At 62.0% G+C, this 21,860-nt stretch carries 21 protein-coding genes; 10 read left to right on the forward strand and 11 right to left on the reverse strand.

Annotated features, from left to right (window positions below; translation table 11 throughout):
- The first annotated feature begins 167 nt into the window (after positions 1 to 167).
- The 3 genes from IHE49_RS09960 (at position 168) to IHE49_RS09970 (ending at position 2,020) form a co-directional block, all read left to right on the forward strand.
- Positions 168 to 566: a metalloregulator ArsR/SmtB family transcription factor gene (locus IHE49_RS09960; protein ID WP_225578337.1), complete on the forward strand. Its 399-nt coding sequence runs from the start codon at positions 168 to 170 to the stop codon at positions 564 to 566.
- A gap of 10 nt (positions 567 to 576) precedes the next feature.
- The gene (locus tag IHE49_RS09965) at positions 577 to 1,044 is read left to right on the forward strand and encodes an SRPBCC family protein (protein ID WP_225578338.1); all 468 of its coding nucleotides are present in this window, start codon (positions 577 to 579) and stop codon (positions 1,042 to 1,044) included.
- Positions 1,045 to 1,222: 178 nt separating this feature from the next.
- Positions 1,223 to 2,020, forward strand: coding sequence for an alpha/beta hydrolase (locus tag IHE49_RS09970; RefSeq protein WP_225578339.1), 798 nt, complete (start codon positions 1,223 to 1,225; stop codon positions 2,018 to 2,020).
- Positions 2,021 to 2,221: 201 nt separating this feature from the next.
- Here the strand turns inward: IHE49_RS09970 and IHE49_RS09975 are convergent, their stop codons facing one another.
- Positions 2,222 to 3,646 (reverse strand): PLP-dependent aminotransferase family protein, encoded by a 1,425-nt coding sequence (locus tag IHE49_RS09975; protein ID WP_192157493.1) that lies wholly within the window; start codon positions 3,644 to 3,646, stop codon positions 2,222 to 2,224.
- Between the two features lie 106 nt (positions 3,647 to 3,752).
- Between IHE49_RS09975 and IHE49_RS09980 the strand changes: the two genes are divergently transcribed.
- Positions 3,753 to 4,655: a DMT family transporter gene (locus IHE49_RS09980; protein WP_192157404.1), complete on the forward strand. Its 903-nt coding sequence runs from the start codon at positions 3,753 to 3,755 to the stop codon at positions 4,653 to 4,655.
- Positions 4,652 to 5,344 (forward strand): hypothetical protein, encoded by a 693-nt coding sequence (locus IHE49_RS09985; protein ID WP_192157406.1) that lies wholly within the window; start codon positions 4,652 to 4,654, stop codon positions 5,342 to 5,344. The genes IHE49_RS09980 and IHE49_RS09985 overlap by 4 nt, the downstream gene beginning before the upstream one ends.
- A gap of 263 nt (positions 5,345 to 5,607) precedes the next feature.
- On the opposite strand, the gene IHE49_RS09990 is transcribed toward IHE49_RS09985, so the two are convergent.
- The 3 genes from IHE49_RS09990 to IHE49_RS10000 form a co-directional block, all read right to left on the reverse strand.
- Positions 5,608 to 7,392: an ABC transporter ATP-binding protein gene (locus IHE49_RS09990; RefSeq protein ID WP_343227565.1), complete on the reverse strand. Its 1,785-nt coding sequence runs from the start codon at positions 7,390 to 7,392 to the stop codon at positions 5,608 to 5,610.
- Positions 7,393 to 7,707: 315 nt separating this feature from the next.
- Positions 7,708 to 10,521, reverse strand: a complete 2,814-nt coding sequence (locus IHE49_RS09995; RefSeq protein ID WP_192157410.1) for a serine/threonine-protein kinase — start codon at positions 10,519 to 10,521, stop codon at positions 7,708 to 7,710.
- Positions 10,522 to 10,584: 63 nt separating this feature from the next.
- Entirely contained in the window at positions 10,585 to 11,121 is a 537-nt protein-coding gene (locus IHE49_RS10000) for an ECF-type sigma factor (RefSeq protein ID WP_192157412.1), read from the reverse strand.
- A gap of 147 nt (positions 11,122 to 11,268) precedes the next feature.
- Here IHE49_RS10000 and IHE49_RS10005 point away from each other — a divergent pair, with 147 nt between their 5' ends.
- Entirely contained in the window at positions 11,269 to 12,291 is a 1,023-nt protein-coding gene (locus IHE49_RS10005; RefSeq protein ID WP_192157414.1) for a hypothetical protein, read from the forward strand.
- Between the two features lie 370 nt (positions 12,292 to 12,661).
- Here the strand turns inward: IHE49_RS10005 and IHE49_RS10010 are convergent, their stop codons facing one another.
- Entirely contained in the window at positions 12,662 to 13,480 is an 819-nt protein-coding gene (locus IHE49_RS10010; protein WP_192157416.1) for an SDR family NAD(P)-dependent oxidoreductase, read from the reverse strand.
- A 243-nt stretch (positions 13,481 to 13,723) separates the two neighbouring features.
- Entirely contained in the window at positions 13,724 to 14,260 is a 537-nt protein-coding gene (locus IHE49_RS10015) for an AraC family transcriptional regulator (RefSeq protein WP_192157417.1), read from the reverse strand.
- Positions 14,261 to 14,573: 313 nt separating this feature from the next.
- Here IHE49_RS10015 and IHE49_RS18655 point away from each other — a divergent pair, with 313 nt between their 5' ends.
- The 3 genes from IHE49_RS18655 to IHE49_RS10030 all read left to right on the forward strand — a co-directional run bounded on the left by IHE49_RS18655 (position 14,574) and on the right by IHE49_RS10030 (position 16,401).
- A complete protein-coding gene (locus IHE49_RS18655) occupies positions 14,574 to 15,308 on the forward strand; it encodes a helix-turn-helix transcriptional regulator (RefSeq protein ID WP_192157419.1) in 735 nt (244 codons plus the stop codon).
- Positions 15,309 to 15,430: 122 nt separating this feature from the next.
- A complete protein-coding gene (locus IHE49_RS10025; RefSeq protein WP_192157421.1) occupies positions 15,431 to 15,742 on the forward strand; it encodes a hypothetical protein in 312 nt (103 codons plus the stop codon).
- A 26-nt stretch (positions 15,743 to 15,768) separates the two neighbouring features.
- Positions 15,769 to 16,401 (forward strand): response regulator transcription factor, encoded by a 633-nt coding sequence (locus IHE49_RS10030; protein ID WP_192157423.1) that lies wholly within the window; start codon positions 15,769 to 15,771, stop codon positions 16,399 to 16,401.
- Between the two features lie 61 nt (positions 16,402 to 16,462).
- On the opposite strand, the gene IHE49_RS10035 is transcribed toward IHE49_RS10030, so the two are convergent.
- The 3 genes from IHE49_RS10035 to IHE49_RS10045 all read right to left on the reverse strand — a co-directional run bounded on the left by IHE49_RS10035 (position 16,463) and on the right by IHE49_RS10045 (position 18,356).
- On the reverse strand, positions 16,463 to 16,765 hold the full coding sequence (locus tag IHE49_RS10035; protein WP_192157425.1) for a tautomerase family protein: 303 nt from the start codon (positions 16,763 to 16,765) through the stop codon (positions 16,463 to 16,465).
- A gap of 144 nt (positions 16,766 to 16,909) precedes the next feature.
- The gene (locus tag IHE49_RS10040) at positions 16,910 to 17,956 is read right to left on the reverse strand and encodes a zinc-dependent alcohol dehydrogenase family protein (RefSeq protein WP_225578340.1); all 1,047 of its coding nucleotides are present in this window, start codon (positions 17,954 to 17,956) and stop codon (positions 16,910 to 16,912) included.
- A gap of 58 nt (positions 17,957 to 18,014) precedes the next feature.
- The gene (locus IHE49_RS10045) at positions 18,015 to 18,356 is read right to left on the reverse strand and encodes a carboxymuconolactone decarboxylase family protein (protein ID WP_192157427.1); all 342 of its coding nucleotides are present in this window, start codon (positions 18,354 to 18,356) and stop codon (positions 18,015 to 18,017) included.
- A gap of 117 nt (positions 18,357 to 18,473) precedes the next feature.
- Here IHE49_RS10045 and IHE49_RS10050 point away from each other — a divergent pair, with 117 nt between their 5' ends.
- Positions 18,474 to 19,388 carry an AraC family transcriptional regulator gene (locus IHE49_RS10050; protein ID WP_225578341.1) on the forward strand — a complete coding sequence of 305 codons (915 nt, stop codon included), beginning with the start codon at positions 18,474 to 18,476 and terminating at the stop codon, positions 19,386 to 19,388.
- A gap of 93 nt (positions 19,389 to 19,481) precedes the next feature.
- Here the strand turns inward: IHE49_RS10050 and IHE49_RS10055 are convergent, their stop codons facing one another.
- Both IHE49_RS10055 and IHE49_RS10060 read right to left on the reverse strand, forming a co-directional pair.
- Positions 19,482 to 20,429: an HPP family protein gene (locus IHE49_RS10055; protein ID WP_192157431.1), complete on the reverse strand. Its 948-nt coding sequence runs from the start codon at positions 20,427 to 20,429 to the stop codon at positions 19,482 to 19,484.
- Positions 20,430 to 20,504: 75 nt separating this feature from the next.
- A complete protein-coding gene (locus IHE49_RS10060; RefSeq protein ID WP_192157433.1) occupies positions 20,505 to 21,503 on the reverse strand; it encodes a hypothetical protein in 999 nt (332 codons plus the stop codon).
- Positions 21,504 to 21,860: the final 357 nt, after the last annotated feature.

Raw genomic sequence — 21,860 nt, forward strand, 5'->3', positions numbered from 1 at the left:
GTAATCGGGGGGGGGCCGTCATCTGCTTTCAACCCTGAGGGACCCCGATGTCTTGATCTGGCTGCCATAAAGCCGACGCTCGGAACGTTACCCAAGCTCGGCATACGCAGCTTGGGTTCGGAGCGACAGGGGAGCTACATGCGATTTGCGCCCGTAAGGTCATCCGCTTGCAAATCACCCAAGCGCACCTTACAGTGAACCAAATGGTTCACTATCAAGCCCGCCTCGACGCAACGTTCGCCGCGCTCTCCGATGTCACCCGGCGCGGCGTGCTGGAGCAGCTCGGGCGTGCAGATGCCTCAGTCACCGACCTCGCCCAACGGTTTCGCATGACCCTCACGGGCATGAAGAAGCATGTCAGCATCCTGGAGCAGGCGGGACTCGTGACCACGGAGAAGGTCGGGCGCGTACGAACCTGCAAGCTCGGACTGCGCCGGCTGGAAGAAGAGACCGCCTGGATCGAGCGGCACCGCGAACTCTGGAGCGCGCGCTTCGACGCGCTGGACGAGCTTGTCGACCACTTGAAACGCGAGGAGAAGGCAAATGCCAGAAGCAAAAGAAGGTAGTTCCGCCGCCATGAACCGCACCACTGTGGAGCGCAAGTCCAACCGCGAACTGGTCGTGACGCGAACGTTCGATGCCCCCGCGCGCATCGTCTTCGAAGCGTGGAGCAAACCCGAATTGTTCAAGCAGTGGTGGGTTCCGAAGTCGGTGGGCATGTCGCTGGTCTCGTGCGACATGGATATTCGCACCGGGGGTACGTATCGCCTCGTGTTCAGCCATCCGGACTTCGATCAACCGATGGCGTTCTTCGGCACGTACAAAGAAGTAACGCCGCACAAGCGTCTCGTATGGACGAACGAAGACAGCGACCAGGGTGCCGTGACCACGGTAACGTTCGAAGAAAACGCCGGCAAGACGCTGCTCACCTTTCACGAAATCTACCCCACGGAAGCGGCCCTCGACGAAGCCCTCGCCGGCTCGGCGGAAGGCCTGCCCGAACAGTTCGCGCAGTTGGATGAGTTGCTCGCTGGCAGATCGTGACCACGCCGCAGTCGCCGGTGTATGGAAGGGATGGCGATAAAAACGCACGATCACCACGGCGCTGACCCGTTCGGCGCCATGTGAGGACGATATGCTCAGACGCGATTTCCTGAAGACTGCCATGGCGACCGCAGTACTGACTGCGGTCTTTCCCATTCAAGCCAGGAAGACTCCCACCATGTCGAACGAGCATTTTGCCGACGTCGATGGCCAGCATCTCTTCTACAGCGTGCATGGCGCCGGCAAGCCGCTCATTCTTCTCCACGGCGGCATCGACCCGGACAGCTTCGGGAGCAATCTGGCCGTACTGGCCAAGGGTCGGCAGGTGATCGCCCCCCATCTCCAGGCACACGGGCGCACGCCAGACACCGCCAGGCCACTGCGCAGTGAAACGATGGGTGACGACATTGCCGCCCTGATCGGCCATCTGAACCTCGGCAAGGCCGACGTCATGGGCTACTCGCTGGGCTCCAGCGTCGCGCTGCAGACCGCCATCCGTCATCCGGACGCGGTCGACCGGCTCGTGCTCGTGTCCGCGGCGATGAAGCAGGACGGCTTTTATCCGGAAGGGGTGGAGGCCTTCAAACAGCTGGAGGCGAACGCCGCCACGCTCGGCCCTGGCGTCAAGGCATCCCCGTTAGGGAAAGCCTATCCCGATGTCGATTGGACCAACCTCTTCAGGAAGGTCGGCGACATGACCAAACGCCCCTTCGACTGGAGCGCCGAGGTCGCCAAGCTTCAGGCACGCACACTGTTGGTCTATGCCGACGCAGACGCCATCCGGCCGGAACACATGGTGGAGTTCTGGAAGGCGCTGGGAGGCGGCCAGCGCGATGCCGGGATCGATGGCTCCCTGCGACCCGCAAACCAGCTCGCCATCGTGCCGAACACCACCCACTACACGATCCCCGTCGATCCGATGCTGCCGGAGATCGTCCAACGCTTCCTTGGATCTGCATCGAAGGCAGTAGGTTAGGAGAGCGCATCAATGCGATCCATCGTGATCGTTTCATTCTGGTTCCGGTATCGAGCCAGCTTCTCCCGATGAAACTCCCTTCCTGGATCGAAGGATGTCGCCATGACCCGACTTGCCCAGATACGGTTGTGGAAGCAAAAGGGCATTGTCCAATTGGGCGTCGGTGCCAACTAAACAATTTCCGATCCTCGACGCGGCAGGCTACGGAGCCTTGACCTTCGACCCGCCGAGCCTGGCCACCAACATGCCCAGTTCCTTCATGGCCCGGTCCAGTCGCTGATCCCACACCAGGCCGCAACTGAGCCTCACGTAATCGACGTAGTCGCCACGGCTGGAAAACAGCACGCCAGGCGAGATACGGATCCCCTTCGACAAGGCTGCCTCGAACAGCGCACGGCTGTCGCTGCGCTCGGGCAGCTGCACCCACAACGACATGCCACCTTGTGGCTCGCATACACGCGTATCGGCGGGCCAGAAACGCGCGATCGCTTCCAACAGGCGCTGCCCGTTGTCTGCCAGCGTTCGGCGAAGGCGGCGAAGATGCCGCTCCAGATCGTGGCGCTGCAGGTAGTCCGACATGGCCAGCTGGGTAAGGCTGGTGCCTCCCATGGTGGAGAAGAACTTGGCACGCACCAAAGCGTCTGTCCACGGGTTGCCCGCCAGCCAGCCGAGGCGCAGACCCGGCGCCAGCATCTTGGAAAACGAGCCGCAGCTGATCACGATGCCGTGGGTGTCCCACCGGCGAAGCAGTGAGGGGCGTTGCCCGGACCAGGCCAGCTCGCCATAGATATCGTCCTCGATGATGATGACGCCGTGCCGGGCGCAACGGCTCACCAAGGCTTGCTTGTCGGCGTCGCTCGTCAGGCTGCCCAGTGGGTTGTTGAAGTTCGGCACCAGAACGGCCGCGCGCACCGCGTTCTGCTGCAGCAGGTGGTCCAGACGAGCTACATCGATGCCACGACCCGGCAGGTTCGGAATTTCCAGCACCTTCAGATGCAATGCGGCGACGGTCTGGAGGATGCCGTGGTAAGTCGGTGTTTCCACCAGCACCACGTCGCCCGGAGAAGTGGTCACGCGCAACGCCAGGTTGATGGCCTCCATCGCACCGGCGGTGATCACGATTTCCTCGGGCGATACCGGCGCACCTACCTGGGCATAACGCTGGGCGATCAGGCGTCGCAACGCCAAGTGGCCTTGCGCCGGCGCGTAATCGAACACCGCCGCGGGTGCGCGGCGCAGGCAGCGCGACACCGATGCTTTCAGCGCGGCTTGCGGCAGCAGATCGAAGGCTGGTGTCGCACTGTGCAGCGGTAGCAGGGCGCCATGCGCACCTGCTTCCGTGGCATCGAGCAACGCAGGGTTCTTGATTTCGCCCGGTGCGCGGTTCCTTGCGGGCCGCGGTGCCGGCGGCAGTGTTGTCGATGCACGGACGAAATACCCCGAGCGCGGCCGTGCAACAACGAGGCCTTCGCGCTCCAGTTGCAGGTAGGCCTGGACCGCCGTGGCGACACCGACACCGTGTCCCTGCGCCAGGTGCCGAATCGACGGCAAGCGCTCGCCTGCCCGCAGCGTGCCGTGAGCGATTTGCGTGCGCAGAGCCGTCGCAACGCGTTCATAGAGAAGCAAGGGGACACCCCATCTGTACTTGTCTATTTCGATTCTATCTGAATCTGTATCTGTCGCATCGAAGGTCCTACGCTGCCTTTCATCGCTCCGGAAGATCCAGCCGACCATGGTTCCCTCATCCCGGTCCAACGAAACGCGCGGTGTCGTCCTGCAACTGGTGTTTGCCGAGTGCCTGATCGGCTCGGTGGGTGTGTTCGTGCATGAAAGCCACCAGGACGCGGTTACCGCAGTGTTCTACCGCTGTCTGTTTGGCGGCTTGTTTTTGCTCGGCTGGGGGCTGGCCAAGGGCTATCTGCGGGGACTGTGGCGCGAGCGTGCGCTGCTCCGTGGCGCGGTACTGAGCGGGGTGCTGCTGGTACTCAACTGGGTGGCATTCTTCGGCGGCATGGCGCGCTCGTCGATCGGTGTCGCCACATTGATCTATCAGTGCTACCCGTTCGTGATGCTGGTCCTCGCCGCGTTGGTGCAGGGCGAACGTACGCCGCCCGCCGACCTGGCGTGGACCGCACTTGCCTTCGTCGGAGTGGTCTGCGCCAGTGACCCTCTCCATCTGTTCCGCGATGCCGAATCGTCCTATCTCGTCGGTGTCGGATTGGCGTTCCTCGCGGCGCTGTTATGTGGTGCATCGCTGTTGATGTCGCGCCAAGTCGGCAAAGAGCGTCCGTTCGCACTGGTCATGATCCAGTGCTGGGTCGGCGTTGCCATGCTCGCCGGATTCAGCAGCCGCAGCGTGTTCCACATGGGGCTTCACTGGATGTGGTTGCTGGGCCTTGGGGTGATCCATAGCGGCATCGTATATGTGCTGTTCTATTCCACTTACCCACGCCTGCCGGTGGCGACCATCGCCGTTGTGTCGTTTATCTATCCGCTGGTGGCGCTGCTGCTGGACTATCTGCTGTACGGGCATCGTCTTGCAGTGGTCCAGGTGACGGGCGTCCTGCTGATCGTGCTGGGCACGCTGGGCGTGAACCTCAAGTGGCGGCCTGGCTTCGCATGGAAAGCGACATGACCGGATCGTGGCCGCACCTGTCTGCGCGCTTTCAAATATCAACGCTGCAAGAGAGCTATCTGATGATTCATCGCATGCTTGGCTTCGCCACCACCCTGTCGCTGTTGTTGTCCGCAACCAACGCGATGGCGGAGACGTTACCCATGGATATTCCGCAGCTCGACCGGAACCAGGAAATCACCATGGCACTCAGCGCAGCACCGCAGGAGTTGCAGGCGGACGCCGGTGTCTATGTACTGGAGCATTCCGGATTCGTCCTGGTCCGAGCCAGCCACAACGGGTTCAACTGCCTCGTCGAACGCGATAGTCACGTGACCGCGCCGGTCTGTTACGACGCCGAGGGTTCGCGCACCACGCTCCAGGCAAGCCTCGAACGCGCGCGAATCATGGCGAGCGGCACGGCCGGCCCGGATGTCGATCGCATGATCGACGCCGAATATCACGCCGGACGTTTGCGGCCACCCGCAAAGCCCGGTATCGCCTATATGCTCTCCCGCGACTTCGTGCGGCTGGACCCGAAAACGGGGAGGGCGACGGTGCTGTATCCACCTCACGTGATGGTGTATGCGCCGTTCTTGCGAAACGAAGACATCGGCGTCCCGAAGCAGTTCGTTCGCAGCACCACCCACGTATGGGTGGAGGCTTCCGGCAAACCGGACGCGTGCCTCGTCTTTGCGAGTGTCCACTAAGCCTCCTTGAGCACGGATGAACGGCGCACCCTGATCCAGTAGCGGAGCCGGCTGCTGAATCAGGGTAACGCGATTAGCCCGTTTTATCGCGGGTAGGGAGAGGCGGACTTCGAAAGTGGGTCGACGTCCCCCCGCTTTGAGTAGCGGGTCGGTTTAGAGTCCGGAGTTACTGCCTGCGCGGGAACGAAAGCGTGGGACGTTTTCGAGGTTTGCCTGCCAAGTCGCCGGTCGTTACGGCTTGCCACGGCTTGCCAAGTGACAGCTTACCGATATCCCTGTGCCTGCAGCGAGAACAGATGTGCGTAGTGGCCGTCCTCGGCCATCAACTGCGCATGATTGCCACGTTCGATGATGCGGCCGTCCTGGATCACGATGATCTGGTCGGCCATGCGCACTGTGGAGAAGCGGTGCGATATGAGGATGGCGATACGGCCGCCGGAGAGCTCGCGGAAGTGTTCGAATATGGTGGCTTCGGCTTGCGCGTCCATCGCGGCGGTGGGTTCATCCAGCACCAGGATGTCGGCGCGTGAGCGCATGAAGGCGCGGGCCAGGGCGATCTTCTGCCATTGCCCGCCGGACAGCTCGCGCCCGTCGTTGAACCATTTGCCCAGCGGTGTCTCGAAGCCGGCCGGCAGGCTGTCGATGAAGTCGCTGGCCATGCCCTTGTCGCTGGCTTCGCGCCAGCGCGCTTCGTCGTTGAAATGGGTGACATCGCCGGCACCGACATTCTCACCCACGCGCATCTGATAGCGGGCGAAGTCCTGGAAGATCACCCCGATGCGCTGCAGCAGGACGGATTCATCCCACTCGCGCAGATCGGTGCCGTCGAGCAGGATGCGGCCACCGTCAGGCGAGTACAGGCGCGTGAGCAGCTTGATCAGGGTGGTCTTGCCCGAACCGTTCTGGCCTACCAGGGCCAACGATTCGCCGGGGCGGATATGCAGATCGATGTCGCGCAGTGCCGGTTCGCCGGCGCCGGGGTAGGTGAAACTGACCCGCTCGAAGCGGATGCCGTCCTCGGGTGTGGCGCCATGCCGCACGGTGCCTGTGGCTGCAGGCACGGGCGTTTCCAGATACTCGTACAGCGTGGACAGGTAGAGGTTGTCTTCGTACATGCCGCCGATCGCCGACAGCATCGTCGACACCGCCGACTGGCCCTGACGGAACAGCGACAGGTACATCGTCATCTGGCCCAGGGTGATGCGCGCCATCACGGTGCTGGCGGCGATCCATGCGTAGGCGCCGTATAGCGCAAACGTGCCGAGCAGGCCCAGGCCGAAGCCCCAACTGTCGCGACGCACGGCCAGATCGCGATCGGCGCGATACAACATGTGGAAGATGTCGCGATAGCGCTGCAGGAACAAGGGGCCAAGGCCAAACAGCTTCACTTCCTTGGCGTGGTCCTCGCGCGCCAGCACGGTTTCCAGATACAGCTGCATGCGTGTTTCCGGAGAGCGCCAGCGGAACAGCCGGAACGCGTCGCCGGAGAATTTCGTCTCGGCGAAGAATGACGGCAAGCCGGCCAGCAGCAGCACCGCTACCGCCCATGGCGAAAACCGGAACAGCAGGCTGCCGTAGCTGAGCAGCGAGATCGCGTTCTGGCCCAAGCCGAATGTTCGGGTGATCAGCGACAGCGGCCGACTCGACGCCTCGCGTCGCGCGCGGGTGAGCTTGTCGTAGAACTCCGAATCCTCGAAGTGCGCCAGTTCGAGCGTCAGCGCCTTTTCCAGGATCAACACATTGACGCGTTGGCCCAGTTGCGCACGCAGCAGCGACTGGCACAACGACAGGCCGCGCTGCGCACCGGCCATCGCCGCCACCAGCGCGCCCTCTAGCACCACCCATTCGAATACCGATCGCAGCGGGGCTGTCCCGTGTGCTGCCCACAACTTGCTGGCACCGAGCACGGCGTCGACGATGTGTGCGCCAACGTAAGCAATGCCAGCCGGTAGCAGGCCGGCAATGAGAGTGAGCAGGGCCAGCGCGATGGTCAGCGCGCGGCTGGTGCTCCAGACCAGTTCCAGCGCACGCCCGCTGTACCGGAACACGCCCAGAAAACTGCGGGCGAGTTCTTTCGGTGGAGCGGCAGGGGCTGCGTGAGGCGGCACAGGGGAGGTGTCATGAAGCGCGTGACGGGGCGCGAAGCTCTCGAGATGGGGGTCGTGTCGCCTCAGGCAAGCTTGGGCGTGTGATTGAACATGCGGCAGGGCCACTGCCTGGCAATGTGCCGAATAGTTTGTAGTCAGGTATGTCTTGCGATTGGCCCGTGTTATCGCAATGGCCCCGCCTGCGCAGCTCATTCTTTCCCGACCCCAACATTTCAGGGCGAGAAGCTTTCACAAGCCTATGGTTCGAGCCAGACATTAAAATATCGGTGGCTCACGATTGGTTGCGAGTATGCGGATCGTCGCGTCGCGCTCACTATTCTGCTCATTGCCAATTCCTGCGAGCAATGTCTCTGCTTCCGTGTGTAACCGCTCGGCTGCAGTTCGATCACCCAGCAAAGCTTCCGTGCCAGCGAGGTCCGCATCGATGTGCGCGATAAGCGAGGCCTTCTTCGGCGTGATCATGTTGGCTGCCGCGAACGCACCTTCAAATTCCCGCTTTGCTTCCATGCAATGGCCGAGCGATCGGAGTGTTTCACCGTACAGAATGCGTGCCCTGATAGCATTTTCCGAACTTTGATCCGCAAGTGCGGCATACATCGCGGCAGCTTCGCTAGCGAAGGTGGCAGCACGTTCGCGGGCACCGCCTGCTGCGGCAATCTCTGCCTCTACGGTAAGCGCGAACGCGACATCTGGATGCGCACCACGATGGCGCTGCCTTGATTCCGCAAATGCGTGGCTGGCCATTCCCTTGGCTTCGCCGATCCGCCCGCGCGCCATAAGGATTTCCGCCAGGCTCGCGCTATCGCCGCTTTGACCGTTGTCGCCGTAATCCTTACCAAGGAGGCGCTGCTTCCGGTCGATGGCATCGCGCAAGCCTGTCTCTGCATCTGCGTAAGAACCCTGACTGAAGCGGACATGCGCCAGGTGGCCTAGCGTTATGGCCTCGCCCAGCGATGATGTCGCTGCGAGCTTTCCATCGAGCTCCAGTGATTTTTCATAGAATGCGCCTGCCTCGGAAAATTTGCCTTCGCGCACGAGGACATTCGCAAGGTTGTTGAGGTCGCCGGCGACATGGGCATTGGGACTTGCGTATGCGCTTTCGTCAATGCCGAGGGCAGAGCGCATAAGCATTTCGCTCTCGCCATAGCGGCCAAGCGGGAGCAGCGCCGTTGTAAGAAGCGTCATTGCATCAGCGACCTGCGGATGCCTGGCGCCGAATCGAGCGCGCTTGCGCGCGAGTGCCTCGCGCAACAATGGCTCAGCTCGGTCAGGGTGGCCGGCGTCCATCCATATCCAGCCCAGGTTCGTTATTGCCTCGGTCAGGGCATCACTGCCGGTTGGAAGTATTCGGTGCGCGAGCGCAACGGACTTCGTGCCGATATCGATAGCTTTCTCCGACTCGCCCAGACGTTCGTCAAGACCGGCAAGCCACGCAAGAGCCTGCACTTCTTCCGGCGAGTTGTGGTCGGGGCCGGACTGGAACGCCTCGATTGCGTTCTGCAAACGCAATCTGCCGCTGCGAACGTGACCGAGTTCATCTGCTTCTTCGGCGAGCAGGTATTCGACATGCAAGGTTCGTCTGTCAGTAGCGCCAAACTGTGCTTGTGCCAGTGACGCCGCTTCTTCGAGCGGTTGTTGCGCACGATCCGCGTGACCACTACGCCGCTCGAGGTCACCGATCAATGCAAGAATTTCAACATGAAGCGCGGGTTGTTTCGCGAAATCATGATCGGCGCGGTCCCGTCCTTGCGCGAGCAAGACCTCGGCACTCGCCTCTGCCCCATGCGACACATTGTCGAAAAGACCTTCCATGAACGATTTGAGCGCATCCTCGCGTTGCGCCTCGCCTTGAGCCGCGAGTGCTTGCGCGTGCGCATCCTTGGCGGCATGGCGAGCCAGGTACGATTCATACAGGCCGGCTGCTGTTGCGCCGGCGAGCAGCATTACCATGACGATGCTGGCGGAGACAGCCAGAGCATGTCGCTTTGTGAAAGTGAGCGCGCGATACGCAAAAGTATCCGCCCTGGCATGCAACGGTTTGCCATCGAGGTAGCGCTCGATATCCTCACGCAGTGCCGCGGCACTCGCATAACGGCGAATGGGGTCCGGCCGTGTCGCTTCGTGCACGACTGCGTAAAGGTCGACGCCCAACCTTTGCCGCAATTGCCCATCGTCGAATACCGGCGTCGCCGCAACGACGTAGTTGTCAAGTCTGCGTGGTTGAAGACCCGATAGAAGCTCAGCCAACAGAACACCGAGTGCGTACACATCGACCAAGGTTGTCGTGGCGTGGCCGATGATTTGTTCCGGCGCCGCATATGCGCGTGTCAGACGTCGCATTTCGGTGCGCGTCTGCACACTCTCACCTTCGCCGGCGATGAGCTTGGCGATGCCGAAATCGACGAGCTTGACGCAGCCATCCTCGCCAATGAGCACGTTACTTGGCTTAAGGTCGCGATGCACGATCAGGCTGCGATGTGCGTGTTCGACGGCCTTGGACACGTCTATAAACAGCGCGAGGCGTCCTCGCACGTCGATGCCGCGCTTTTCGCAATATTGGACAAGGTTGCCGCCTGCAACAAATTCAAGTGCCAGGAACGGTGTGCCGGTTGGTGTGAATCCAGCGTCGAGCAGCTGAGCAATGTGTGGATGCTGGAGTCGCGCAAGGATGCTCTGCTCACGAAGGAAGCGTCTCTGCTCTTCGGCATCGTGGACATCGATACGCAACAGCTTGAGGGCGACCTTCTGGGGAGCGCCTGGTAGCTCGCGCTCTGCCTCGAATACGCTGGCCATGCCACCGGCACCCACGAACCGAAGCAGACGGTAGCCGGGAATGGCAGGCAGGTTATCGGCCGAGTAGCCAACCGACGCCGGCATCCATTGCGCCACGCCTCGCTCAAGCACCTCCGCGATGGGTACCTGACTGAGGGCCTGTGTAACGAGCACGCGGAGCGTCGCGTCTTCGCAGTTTCTGCATAACCAATCGGCCTGTTCGGTAGCAGGCAACTCCAATAGACGGTCGAGCAGCGGCTCGGCCTCGTGCCATCGCTGGATGAAGTCGATGCTCATCGGCGGCTTCTAGTCGGTTATATGCCCATATAGCGCAATCGAGTGGCTACTACCGACATCGCCTCATACTTCCGGAGCCAGGCAGGCTGCAAGAAAAGTGCGTGCCTTCAACCAGTCGCGTTCGACAGTACGCGCATTGACGCCGATGGCGTCGGCAATTTCCGGGCTCGAAAGCTCGGCGAACAATCGCAGCTCGGCAACGCGTGCAAGACGCTCATCCAACGCCGCGAGCTTCGTCAAAGCCTCGTCGAGTGCCAGTACGTCGATGATGTTCGATGGCGACATGCCCTCCGTCATCTCGGGTGCCTGCCGTTTCTGCGCCATCTTCCGCCTTGCGCGGTCGATCAAGAGGTGACGCATCGTGCGGCTCATGTACGCATACAAGTGCGCTTGATCCGCGAAGGTAATGCCGCTGCTGTCAAGCAACTTCAGGCAGGCTTCGTTGACCAGCGCAGTCGTCTGTAGCGTGTGTGCGGCTTCGTACGCCCGTTGCCGGTGCGCAAGCTGGCGCAGCGTGGCATAGACCTGCGGGATCAGCGCATCCATAGCAACCGGATCGCCGTCCGCAAGAATTTCACTGATTCGGGCCTCGGTGGTCATGTGCGCTATTGGCCTGTTACCGGGAAGTGTTCCGGCCATGTCGGAAGAGGCGAGCCATTTGCGCTGTAAGGAGGGATGGCGCCATTCGAGGTGACCGCAAGCTGTCGGCACGCCATCGCCCATCTCCCCAAAACAAGGATTGAAGTCATGTCAAGCCATCACTCTTCACGTAACCGGTTCATCGCGGCGGCCAGTCTGCTCACCCTGGTCTTTGCCGGCTCCAGCAGCGCTGCGACAAGCACCGAAAACGATACAACCCCATTTGCACCCACCACGATAGCGGCTGCCTGTGCCGATGCCCACGCCCGTGTACAGGATGCCGCCGCCATGGCCCCTTGCCGGCATGGTACATCGGCCGCTGATTCGACAAGCGGTTCGAGGACCTACAGCTATCAGACGTTCGACTACCCGGGCGCGTCGCAGACGACCTTATGGGGAATCAACGATCTGAACGAGCTGAGTGGTCAATATTCGGTGGGCACTGGCGCAGCTCACGCCATGGTCTATCGCCATGGACACTTTGAACCGCTGGATCCGGGGGTATTGGGTGACTATTTCAGCGCCGCCGGGGGGCCCACCGACTTCGGTACGACGTTTGGTGCCTATGCCGATGCAACGGGACTTCAGCACGGCTTCCTGATTCAACGCGGGCATTTCTCCACAGTCGACTTTCCGGGTCATCTCAACTCGAATGTGGACCAAGTCAATCTGTTCGGTGCGATAGCCGGCGTGTACTGGGATGCCGACGGAACCTACCATGGCGTACTTCGTGAAGGGGGGCACGACACACCCATCGATGTGGCCGGCGCACGCGAAACCTATCCGCTCGGCATCAACGACAAAGGCGAGATCGTCGGCTATTGGGATACGGATCCAGACCAGACGCACGGCTTCTACCGCAGTGCAGATGGGCAGTTCTCGACAATCGACGTGCCGGGTGCCGCAGCCACGGTCATCTTCGAGATCAACGACGCAGGGCAGGCCGTCGGCTATTACGTAGACGCTTCCGGCGATATCCATGGTTTCATTGAAACGCGAGGGCAGTTTCAGAACCTGGACGTGCCTGGAGCTGCAGCAACCCTCGCGACTGCCATCAACAATCTCGGCGTGATCGCAGGGGAGTACTTCGACAATGCCGGCACGCGGCATGGGTTCGTTGCCACGCCCTAAATCGGCCCGCCTTACCGGATCTGCACGCTTTCGATATCAGACGGCTAAGGCCGATCCTAGGCCGGCCAGTGGTGACTGGTTGAGTTCGGAGCACGATTGCGGTGACAACTATGGCGTCTACCTCCCGCAAAGAAAATGGGGAGGTAGACGCGGTTGCCTTGCGTTTCGTAAAACTTTCATCAGAGAGACTGATCACGAAAATGGCAAGCGATGTCTTGTGCTCGCAATCTAGCTACCTGCACGGAGTTAATGATTAGGGCCCGTTATCGAGGGTACGTGTGCAGGCCGGTCCTAGGCGATTCTTGATGCGCGAATGCACTCCAATCTGAAGTCACGGAGCTGCGCCTCGCCTGCTTCCGCATGGCGTTCGTCAGTCATCAAACGCTGTCGCGGTCGTTCGATCGCGCCAAGCCGCGATGTCGGCTTGCACTTGGGCCATCTTCTGTTCAATACGGGCAATGCTGTCTGCGCCCAGCGGAAGACGAAAGGGCGGCTTGCCTGATTCCACGGCATCGATGATCACGGCGACGCCCTTGACCGGGTCACCCGCCTGACGTCCGTCCACCACACTGACATTGCTGCGCGTCAAACCCGCCGTGTCGGCATATGCCGAAATGTGTGCGGCAGCTACGACGGCCGAGTCGCGCGACAGAAACTCGGTGCGGAAATAGCCTGGCTCGACGATGGTGACGTTGATGCCCAACGGCTTCAGCTCTATCGCCAGCGCTTCGGACATGCCTTCCACGGCAAATTTCGAGGCGCAGTAGATGCCGAATCCTGCCGACCCCGCGAAGCCGCCAACGGAAGAGAAATTCACGATGTGCCCGGAGCCCTGGGCCCGAAGAAAGGGCAGCGCGGCTTTGATGACGCGGTGCGTGCCGCCGAAATTCGTCGCCATGACGTGATCCACTTCGGCGTCTGACACTTCCTCGACGGCGCCTACCAATCCGTAACCTGCGTTGTTGACCACCACATCGATGCGCCCTGCGGCCTGTACGGCCGCTTGCATGATGGCGGTGACTTCGCTCGGGTCATTCACGTCCATCCGGAACACCCGCAGGTTGTTGTGCTCGAACGGCCCCTTGCCGTTTCGCGTGGTGCCGATGACGGTGTGTCCGCGGCGGAGCAGTTCTTCGGTCATGGTCCGGCCAAAGCCGCGGGAGATTCCCGTGATGAACCAGGTTGACATGGCATTTCCTATGGTGGGTTGGGGATGGCGGGCGCCGCGCTAGTTCAATTCAACGGTTCGTCACTTCAACGCAATCGGTTCTCACGCTCCGCGCGGGCCCATTTCGCGCGCCGGTGGGCACCGTGGATCGCAGCGACGAAGCCGCACGCTGTGGGCCGACATCCGGTGCCGATCGTCCTCGGGACGGCATTCGGATCTGGCTGGCCACGCGCCGTCTGCGAGACCGAGCGAGGGATTCTCGACTTACTCGCAGGGAAGGGCGGTGAACATTCGACGCCACGATCCTGGACTGACGCCGACTTCCCGCGTGAATGTACGGGTGAAATGGCATTGCTCCGTATAGCCGCAGCACAGCGCTATCTCTGCGATAGGGTCACAGTTTTCGAGCAGCAGTGTCTTGGCGCGATCCATGCGCAGGTCGATGACCCATTGATGCACGGAAAGTCCAGTGGATGCCTTGAACAGGCGGGAAAAATGTCCCGTTGACATCGACAAGGCTTGGGCTGCCCGGGCCGACACATGGCTGCTGAATGCCATCTCTGCCAACACGTGTTTGGCGAGGGCCAGCTGGCGCGTACTTAGCGCGCCACGCGTCTCGCGGAAAACCAGCGAATGGCGTTTGGCCCGCTCGGTCTCAAAGGCAGCGCAGGCAAGCTCGAGGTGTCTGATCAAGTCTTCGTAGCCCCCAGCATGCCGGGACGCGTCCTGGATCACCCCATGCAGCGAGGCAATGACGCCCTCGTTCAAGGAAGAGGCGTAGAAGTCGCTGCCGTCAGCCATGGGATCGAAACCTCCGAGGAGACCAAATCGGGTACGTCCTTAAGTTGCGGCGTCAATTTACTCAAGCGGGTTGGAAGCCGGCATCCCTCCGAAGCGGTGTCATCACTAGCACTTTGGTGGTATCCGCGCGGCCGCATGTCACGGCTACCCGGAAGAGGTAGCGCTGTCTCGATCTTTCCGGCGATTTGGCCGTCCAGACCTTGACCTAACTTTGCCGGCGCGATGAATGCACGGAAGCACAGCATGCCATCGGCAATTGCACCGGCTGAGGAGAGGGTCGTCATCAATGCATTACTCGTGTCTCGAGAGAGCTGTGGAGTCCGCGTCGGAGCGGGAGCGCCCGACGCCGGATGGCGCACCATCCATCCGCATCAACGTGGCGCGGACGGCGCGTGGCCTGGCGGTGGCTTATATCCCCGCGCGTGCACCGGCCGACGCCTCGTCCTGCAGCGCGATTTATCTGCACGTTCCGGTCTGCCTCGAGGTGGCGCGCAAGCTGCCGCCTGACGTGCAGGAAATAGGCGCGGAGCGTGTGCTCGGCAGCGCCATCCTGGCGGCTTTGACGCAAGGATGCCGTGGCGCCGAACCCTTCGTCCGCCACCTGGTGACTGCCTTGTGTTCCCTGCGACAGGCCCACGCCGTCGCCGGCGACTCCCAAACAGAAAGTGGGGGCTTGCGCCCCTGGCAAGCAACACTGGCCAAGAACATGTTGATCTCGGGTATGGACGGCTCGACCTTGCTTGCCGATGTCGCCGCGGCCTGCGGCTTGTCGAAATCGCATTTTGGCAAGGCGTTTCGGCGTTCGGTAGGCATGCCCCCCCACCGATGGATAGTGATGCAGCGCCTGGAGCGGGCGCAGCAGCTGTTGCGCGACGCCAGTCGAAGTCTGGCGGCTGTTGCCGCCGAATGCGGCTTCTGCGATCAGAGCCACATGAGCCATGTGTTTCTGAAAACACTGGGCCTGAGCCCCGGTGCCTACCGTTGCCGGGATCGTGCGGCGATGCGCGGCCATTGGCCGGAAAGCACGTCGGCTACCACTTCCGGGTGATCCCTATTTGAGCGGCGAGAGGTATCAAGCACGGGAGCGAGAGGAGTATCAGCATGCATGCCATTACGTGGACCTGTCCTGGGGCGTGGTGGGTTGTAGCGAGTCTGCTGGGTGCTCTGGGAATGCTGCTGATGCTTGGGGCACTGATCCGCTGGCGGCGCCGGCACGCGCGGCTTGAAGCACAATCGCGCGCCGAGCAGGCTGCGCTGAAATGCGAGGCCAACGCGGAACAGGAGTCCCTGCTTCAGTCCGGGCAGGGCATGCTGCTTCGCTTCGAAGCCATCGCACGTCGATTGCCGCCAGCCCACCCCATCCGTAAGGAGCTGGCCGAGGCCTTGGATCGGGCGGAGCAATGGCTGGAAAAAGGTCTCGATCGGGCGCAACATCGGCGTGAAAACAAAGGGCGGGATAGCAAACCGGATGCCCCCGACTAGTCTTGGACGTCAAGTGGGGAATTGCCATGAGCTCGCCTGATCCGATCATCTGCATCCTCGCGGTCGACGACCATCCGATCATGCTGGATGGTCTTGCCGCGGTGCTCGAGATCGAGCCGGACATGAAGCTCGTCGCGACCGCGGGATCAGGCGAAGAGGCGATCGAGCAATACCGCAAACACCGGCCGGACATCGTGTTGATGGACCTGGAGCTGCCGGGCATGTCGGGTGAAGAAGCCATCCGCACCCTGCACGAGGAATTTCCTGCCGTCGTCATCCTGGTGTTGACGACGTTTCGCGGCGACGCGCAGGCTCTCCGCACCATGAAGGCGGGAGCGCGCGGCTATCTCCTCAAGAGCTCGGTGCGGCACGACCTGATCGATACCATCCGGACCATGCATTCCGGCAAGAGAGTGATCCCGCGCGAGATAGCGGCCGCGATTGCCGACCACGCCATCGACGAGGACCTCACTTCGCGGGAAACCACGGTCCTGAAGCACGTTGCCAGCGGACTGCCCAACCGCAACGTGGCGGAGCTGCTACGCATCTCCGAAGCGACAGTCAAGGTCCACATGAAAAACATCCTGGGCAAGCTTGGCGCGATCTCGCGCACGCAGGCAGTCCAGATTGCCCAAAGGCGGGGCATTATCGAGCGCTGAGCGTCGGCGCGAACCTCGCTGCCTGTTTCCGCTGCGGCAGCGAGGCCAGGTGCACATGCGCTTATTTTTTGTGCGGCGGAAGGATCGCGGAGAACTCTTCCCTGCTGGCAGGGTTGCCGTCGATCATCTCGTAGATTTTCTTCGAATTGCCAAGGTTTTCCATCAGCGACTTCGGTCCGGCGAATGGGCGGCCTCCGATATGCCAGCCATCCGTGTGGAGCTCTTCGATCAGCACCCATACGACCTCGCGAAAGGCCTCGGATCCCTCGTACTTCACCATCACATCGGTGAGGTCCTTGGCCATGGCATGCTTTTCTTCGCTGGTGAACACACCATCGACGAGCTTTACGTTGACGAACGGCATGGAATTTACCCCTGTAGTTGGATAACGGATGCCGCCAGGCTTCCCCAGGGCAGAGTGGAGCAGGTATGCGGTATCTCTACGCAGCTACGCTTCATTCGCGGGGCAGCCGACGGCGAGGTGCCCGAAGAGCCGGCTCCCCGAATGTCAGTCGATGTCGACCACGATCTTTCCAGCGGCTTTGCCGCTTTCCTGCAGAGCGTGTGCGTCGTGCACGCTGTCCAGGCCGAAGCGGTGTTCGTCGACGCGGGGGTGAATTTTTCCTGCGTCGACCAGTTTGGCGATTTCACGAAGGATCTCCCCGTGATGCTCGCGGCCTTGTCCGCTCAGCAAGGGAAGCAGCGTAAATACCCCGGAATAGGTCGCGGCGCGAAATGAAAGCGGCGCCAATGCGTGGCTGCCCCATCCCAGCGAGCTCACCACGTGCCCAAACCGGCGCACGGCGGAAAATGAAGCGTCCAGGCTGCTGCCGCCGACGGTGTCGTACACCAGGTCGAAGCCGACCCCGTCGGTGTGTCGGGCTACGTACTCGTCGACAGTGGCGCTGGTGTAGTCGATCGGGATGGCGCCGTAATGACGGATGATGTCCGCGCTGCCCGGCGAGCCGGTGGCAAACACGCGAGCCCCCATGGCCCTGGCAAGCTGGATTGCCGCATTGCCCACGCCGCCGGCGCCGCCTTGCACGAGCACCGATTGCCCCTCGCGCACGTTTGCGCGATCCATCAGGCCTTCCCATGCCGTGATGTAGACCAGCGGCATGGAGGCTGCCTGTCGCAGGCTCAGCGATTTCGGCTTGACGGACAGCAGGCGCGCATCGACCACGGCGTATTGCGCGAGCGAGCCCTGCACGTTGCCGACGCCGCCGGTCATGCCGTAGACCTCGTCGCCCACATTGAAGGACGCCACGCCTTCGCCGAGCGCCTCGACAACCCCGGCCATATCGATGCCGAGGATGGCCGGGAGCGGATGCTTGGCATGGGCCGCCATTCCGGCGCGGATCTTCAGGTCCAGCGGATTGACGCCGCTTGCCCTGACCCGGACCAGCACATGCCCGGGCGCGATGGTCGGCCGGGCGATCTGCGCGTGTTTGAACGGTGCGTTGTGCTGCTCGAGCACCGCCGCTCGCATGGACATCTCGTTTGCCATGGTGAAGCCCAGGTTGATGGTGTATTTCTGGAGTGTCGTACCGGCCATCCTTGGCCGATAGGACGATCAGGATGCGAATTGACGATTCGGGTTTCCGGATTCCCGGTCACGCCGCTTCGTGCGATTTGACGGCGTCGATGACCCGCGCCGAGTACACCATCGCGGCACCCGCGTTGAGAGCCACCGCCACGCCGAGCGCTTCGGTGATCTCTTCCTGGGTCGCACCGTGTTTGAGTGCTTCGGCCACGTGCACGGTGATACAGCCGTCACAACGGGTGGTGACCGCCACCGCCAGCGCAATCAACTCGCGCGTCTTGGCACCGAGGAGGTTGTGTTTGTTGCCGGCCTTGGAAAGCGCCTGATAGCCGGCCAGCGTGTCCGGGCTGCTGGCGCCGATTTCGCCGATCCGGGCGACGAGCTGTTTGCGGTAGTTCTTCCAATCCAACATGGCTATGCCCTCTATCAGGTGGAGACCGACCCTTCGGCCTCTCAGGTGTGGATAGTTTTCCACGCCATGTGGAGAGTGTTAGCATGTCTTTATCTCAATAAATGGCTCAATCGTCTCATGGATGCGCTTAGCAAGCTAATCGCAGTGTCCGGTGTCCAAGGCAGCCTGGACTTGCGCTGCCGCATGGCGGGCAGCTTCGCGCTGGATCACGAGCAGCTCGAACCCGGCAAGGCACCGTTCCATCTGATGCTGCGGGGCACGGCGCAATTGCTGTTGCCCAAGGGTGAAATGCTGGAGTTGCATACCGGCGATTTCGTGTTGTTGCCGCGTGGCGCGGCTCACGTGGTGCAAGGCACCGGCCATGGCGCCTCCGCGGAAGTGGGAGTGGACAACGACGGGCCGTTGCCGGAGCGCAGCAATACCGCGGGTCCCGTGGATATGGATCTGTTGTGCGGCCACTTCAGTTACGGCCACGGCGGCGCGCAGTTGCTGATGAATACCTTGCCGGACGCCTTGTATGTCCCGATGGCCGAGTTGGAAGGCATGGCCTTGCTGGACAGCATCGTCACCACGTTGCGCCGGGAAGCCGCCCGGCTGGATCAGGGCTCGCTTGCCATCACCAAGGCACTCAGCGAAGTGCTGTTCGTGCTTGCGCTGCGCCGTTACATCTCGCAGGAGGGACTCGCCCCTTCGCTGCTTGGCTTGCTGATCGACCATCGCCTCAGCGCCGTGTTGCTGGCCATGATGAAGGAGCCCGGTCGCGATTGGACGGTCGAGTCGCTCGCGCACAAGGCCAACATGTCGCGCGCAACCTTCGCCAGGCACTTCACCGAGAAAGCGGATGCCTCGCCGATGGACCTGCTCACCTCGATACGCATGCAGCTGGCCTGCGATCTGCTGCTTACCGGCAACCTGCCGGTCGATGCGGTGGCCGAGCAGGTGGGCTACCAATCCGTGTCGGCCTTCATCAAGACCTTTCAGCGTCGGATAGGCACGAGCCCGGCTTCCTTTCGGCGCCATGGGGCGACGTGACCGGCGCCGAGGCGTGGTGCCATCCTTGGCATCCCTGTTTGCAGCGGGGCCTGGGAGATGCTGGTTGGCCAGGATGGCTGAGCTTGTGGGCGATCAACGGTCTGCCGGCAGGTGAAGTCCCATAAAGCGCAAGCAGGTGGCTTGCCAAAGACGGAATGAGATGGTGAGGATCAATGTGCCGACCAGGACGCTGGCGGCAAAGCTGTAGTCGGGCGAGTTCAGCACCATCGGCAGCAGGCCTACGGCAAGCACCGGCGGTGCGCGCAAAGCGAGTACCCGCAGCGTCACCACGCTGGCAGCCATGCTCAGCATCGCCGCCAGCACGCCCGCTCCGAGCCAGGTAACCAGACTCACCCCGATCAACGCGCTCAGGGTGCAGGCCAGAGGAAGATGCCAAGGCCGATCTGCCCACGGGCATACGAGCGGGTGCGCGAACATCTCGAAGCCAATGACCACCAGCGGTGGATACAGCAAGAAGTGCCGCCCGGTCCACGTTGCCAAATAAGCGAGGGCAGTCAATACGAGTGCAAATGGCAGTAGCCATACTGGCTTCGCTGCGGCCTTTTCCAAGTCGTCGTCCACTTCATCGCGCGCCAGGGAAACCGCAGGCTTCGGCTGAAACCTGCGATGGACGATGCCGGTGATGGCCAGCGCGCCCGTGCCCACCGTAATGGCAGGGGGATACCACCAGCTGTGCACTTGAAGAACCAGCGGCAGCAGACCGGCGGAAATGCCCGGAGCGATCGGTGACTGAATCAACTCGATCACGCCCATGGCAACGACCACGTCGAGCAACACGGACGCCACTCCGAACGCCAGGTGATCGGTAATCCAGAGTCCCGCCACTGCAGTAACCAGCGGCGTAATGACGAGCATGACGGGCGCCGTCGCCCAGGTGCCGTACGGGCGCTTCATGATGTCGTTGGAGAGCGCTCCGAGCTCCGGAAACATCAGAAGGTCAAAACCCGTCATTCGTGCAGCCGCCGCGATAACACCGATAAAGACGATGCTGCCGAGTTCGGCACCTGGTATGCGAGTCATGCCTGCTTTCATGCGGCAGTTATAAAGGTGGCTCGCCGCGAGTCGCCACATCCGAAAGGAGTAGGCAGCGTGCAATCAACACATGCTCATACGCCTTGGAAGGTTCCAGCCTGCCGTGACCGTCCAGAACACGAGCGTAGCCAGGCCTGCCGCGAACCCGATCGACCGAAAGAACGCCGAGGGCAGGTCGCTCCCTACTTGAAAGCTTCCCAGTGCGAATACCGCCGTCGAAAAAGTGGGTGTCCAGACAGCCGCGTTACGGAACCGGCAGTAGCGGAGTAAAAACCGTGCGCTGCCGAGTAGCACTGGCACACACAAGGCGATGGAGAAGATGCTGGTTGCCACCATGGTTTCCGAAAGTAGCGTCCGCAGGTGCACCTCACCGGCAACGATGTGGGACACCCGGCCCAGCGCAGCCGCTGCCAGGCCCGCGCAACCCATGGCAATCCACCACGGCGCCAGCGGCGCGTTCTCCAAACCGAAGCGCCGCAATCGCGCCAACGCCACGACGGCGACCGCGCAGTAACCGAGCCAGCCGAGTGCGACGCTCATCAGGGCCAGTATTTCCAGCGTGGCGAATGCATGTCCCCACATGAATGTGGCGACATCGCCCGTGGCTATCGCCGCACCCAGGAGGGTGGCCGGCACCAGGAACCACGTTCCATCCATCGCCTTCAGTTGCAAGCCATGGACTGCCAGCGAGCACGCGAATCGGCCGCCCCCCGCGACCGTCAACAGCCATGTCGCGACCAGCCACGCAAATGGTGGTGGCAACCATGGCCATGCAGCGAGGCTGGAGTTCAACCCGGACATTCCGCTGGTAATCACCGCCATGCCAAGCGGCACGGTGTGGATTCCCGTGTGCTCGCTTGCGGGGCCGATCTCCAGCCAGGACGCCCATCCACAACGAAACTCGGCCCGATGCCGCAATGCGCCGGCTACCGGTATCCACACTGCCTGCAGCACGGCCAGCGCAAGCAGTGGCGCAACCAGACTCGGCAACCCGCACCGACCAGCCATGCTCGATGCGCCGGCGGTGGCCATCACGGCGCCATAAGGCAAGCCCTGGCGCAAGGCCGGGCTTCTGCTCGTGGACGCTTCACCAGCGATTTTTGGCGGCTTCACGTGTGCAGCTACCTCCCTCACGAAGGGTTCCTGTGTAAGCACGGACCATCAGGCGCGGTGCTGCCGTTGGGTGGCTGAAACGCTCGCCGGGTAGGTAGCTGGCCATGACAAAAGGCCGACGTAGCCAGAGTCCCGGAGAGTTCATGCCAGTTCTTGCGCGTTAAAGCGATTCTTGACGCTGGAACGGTTTTCGATGGCTGAAGCCACGCGGGCGGCCTATTTTCCTCGGTAGCTGGAGATCTTCCGCCCGTGTATCGCGGCGTGAGCTTCTATAAAGCGCTCCCCCTGGTATCGATGAAATACGCA

The organism is Rhodanobacter sp. 7MK24, from assembly GCF_014842995.1.
Lineage (GTDB): Bacteria > Pseudomonadota > Gammaproteobacteria > Xanthomonadales > Rhodanobacteraceae > Rhodanobacter_A.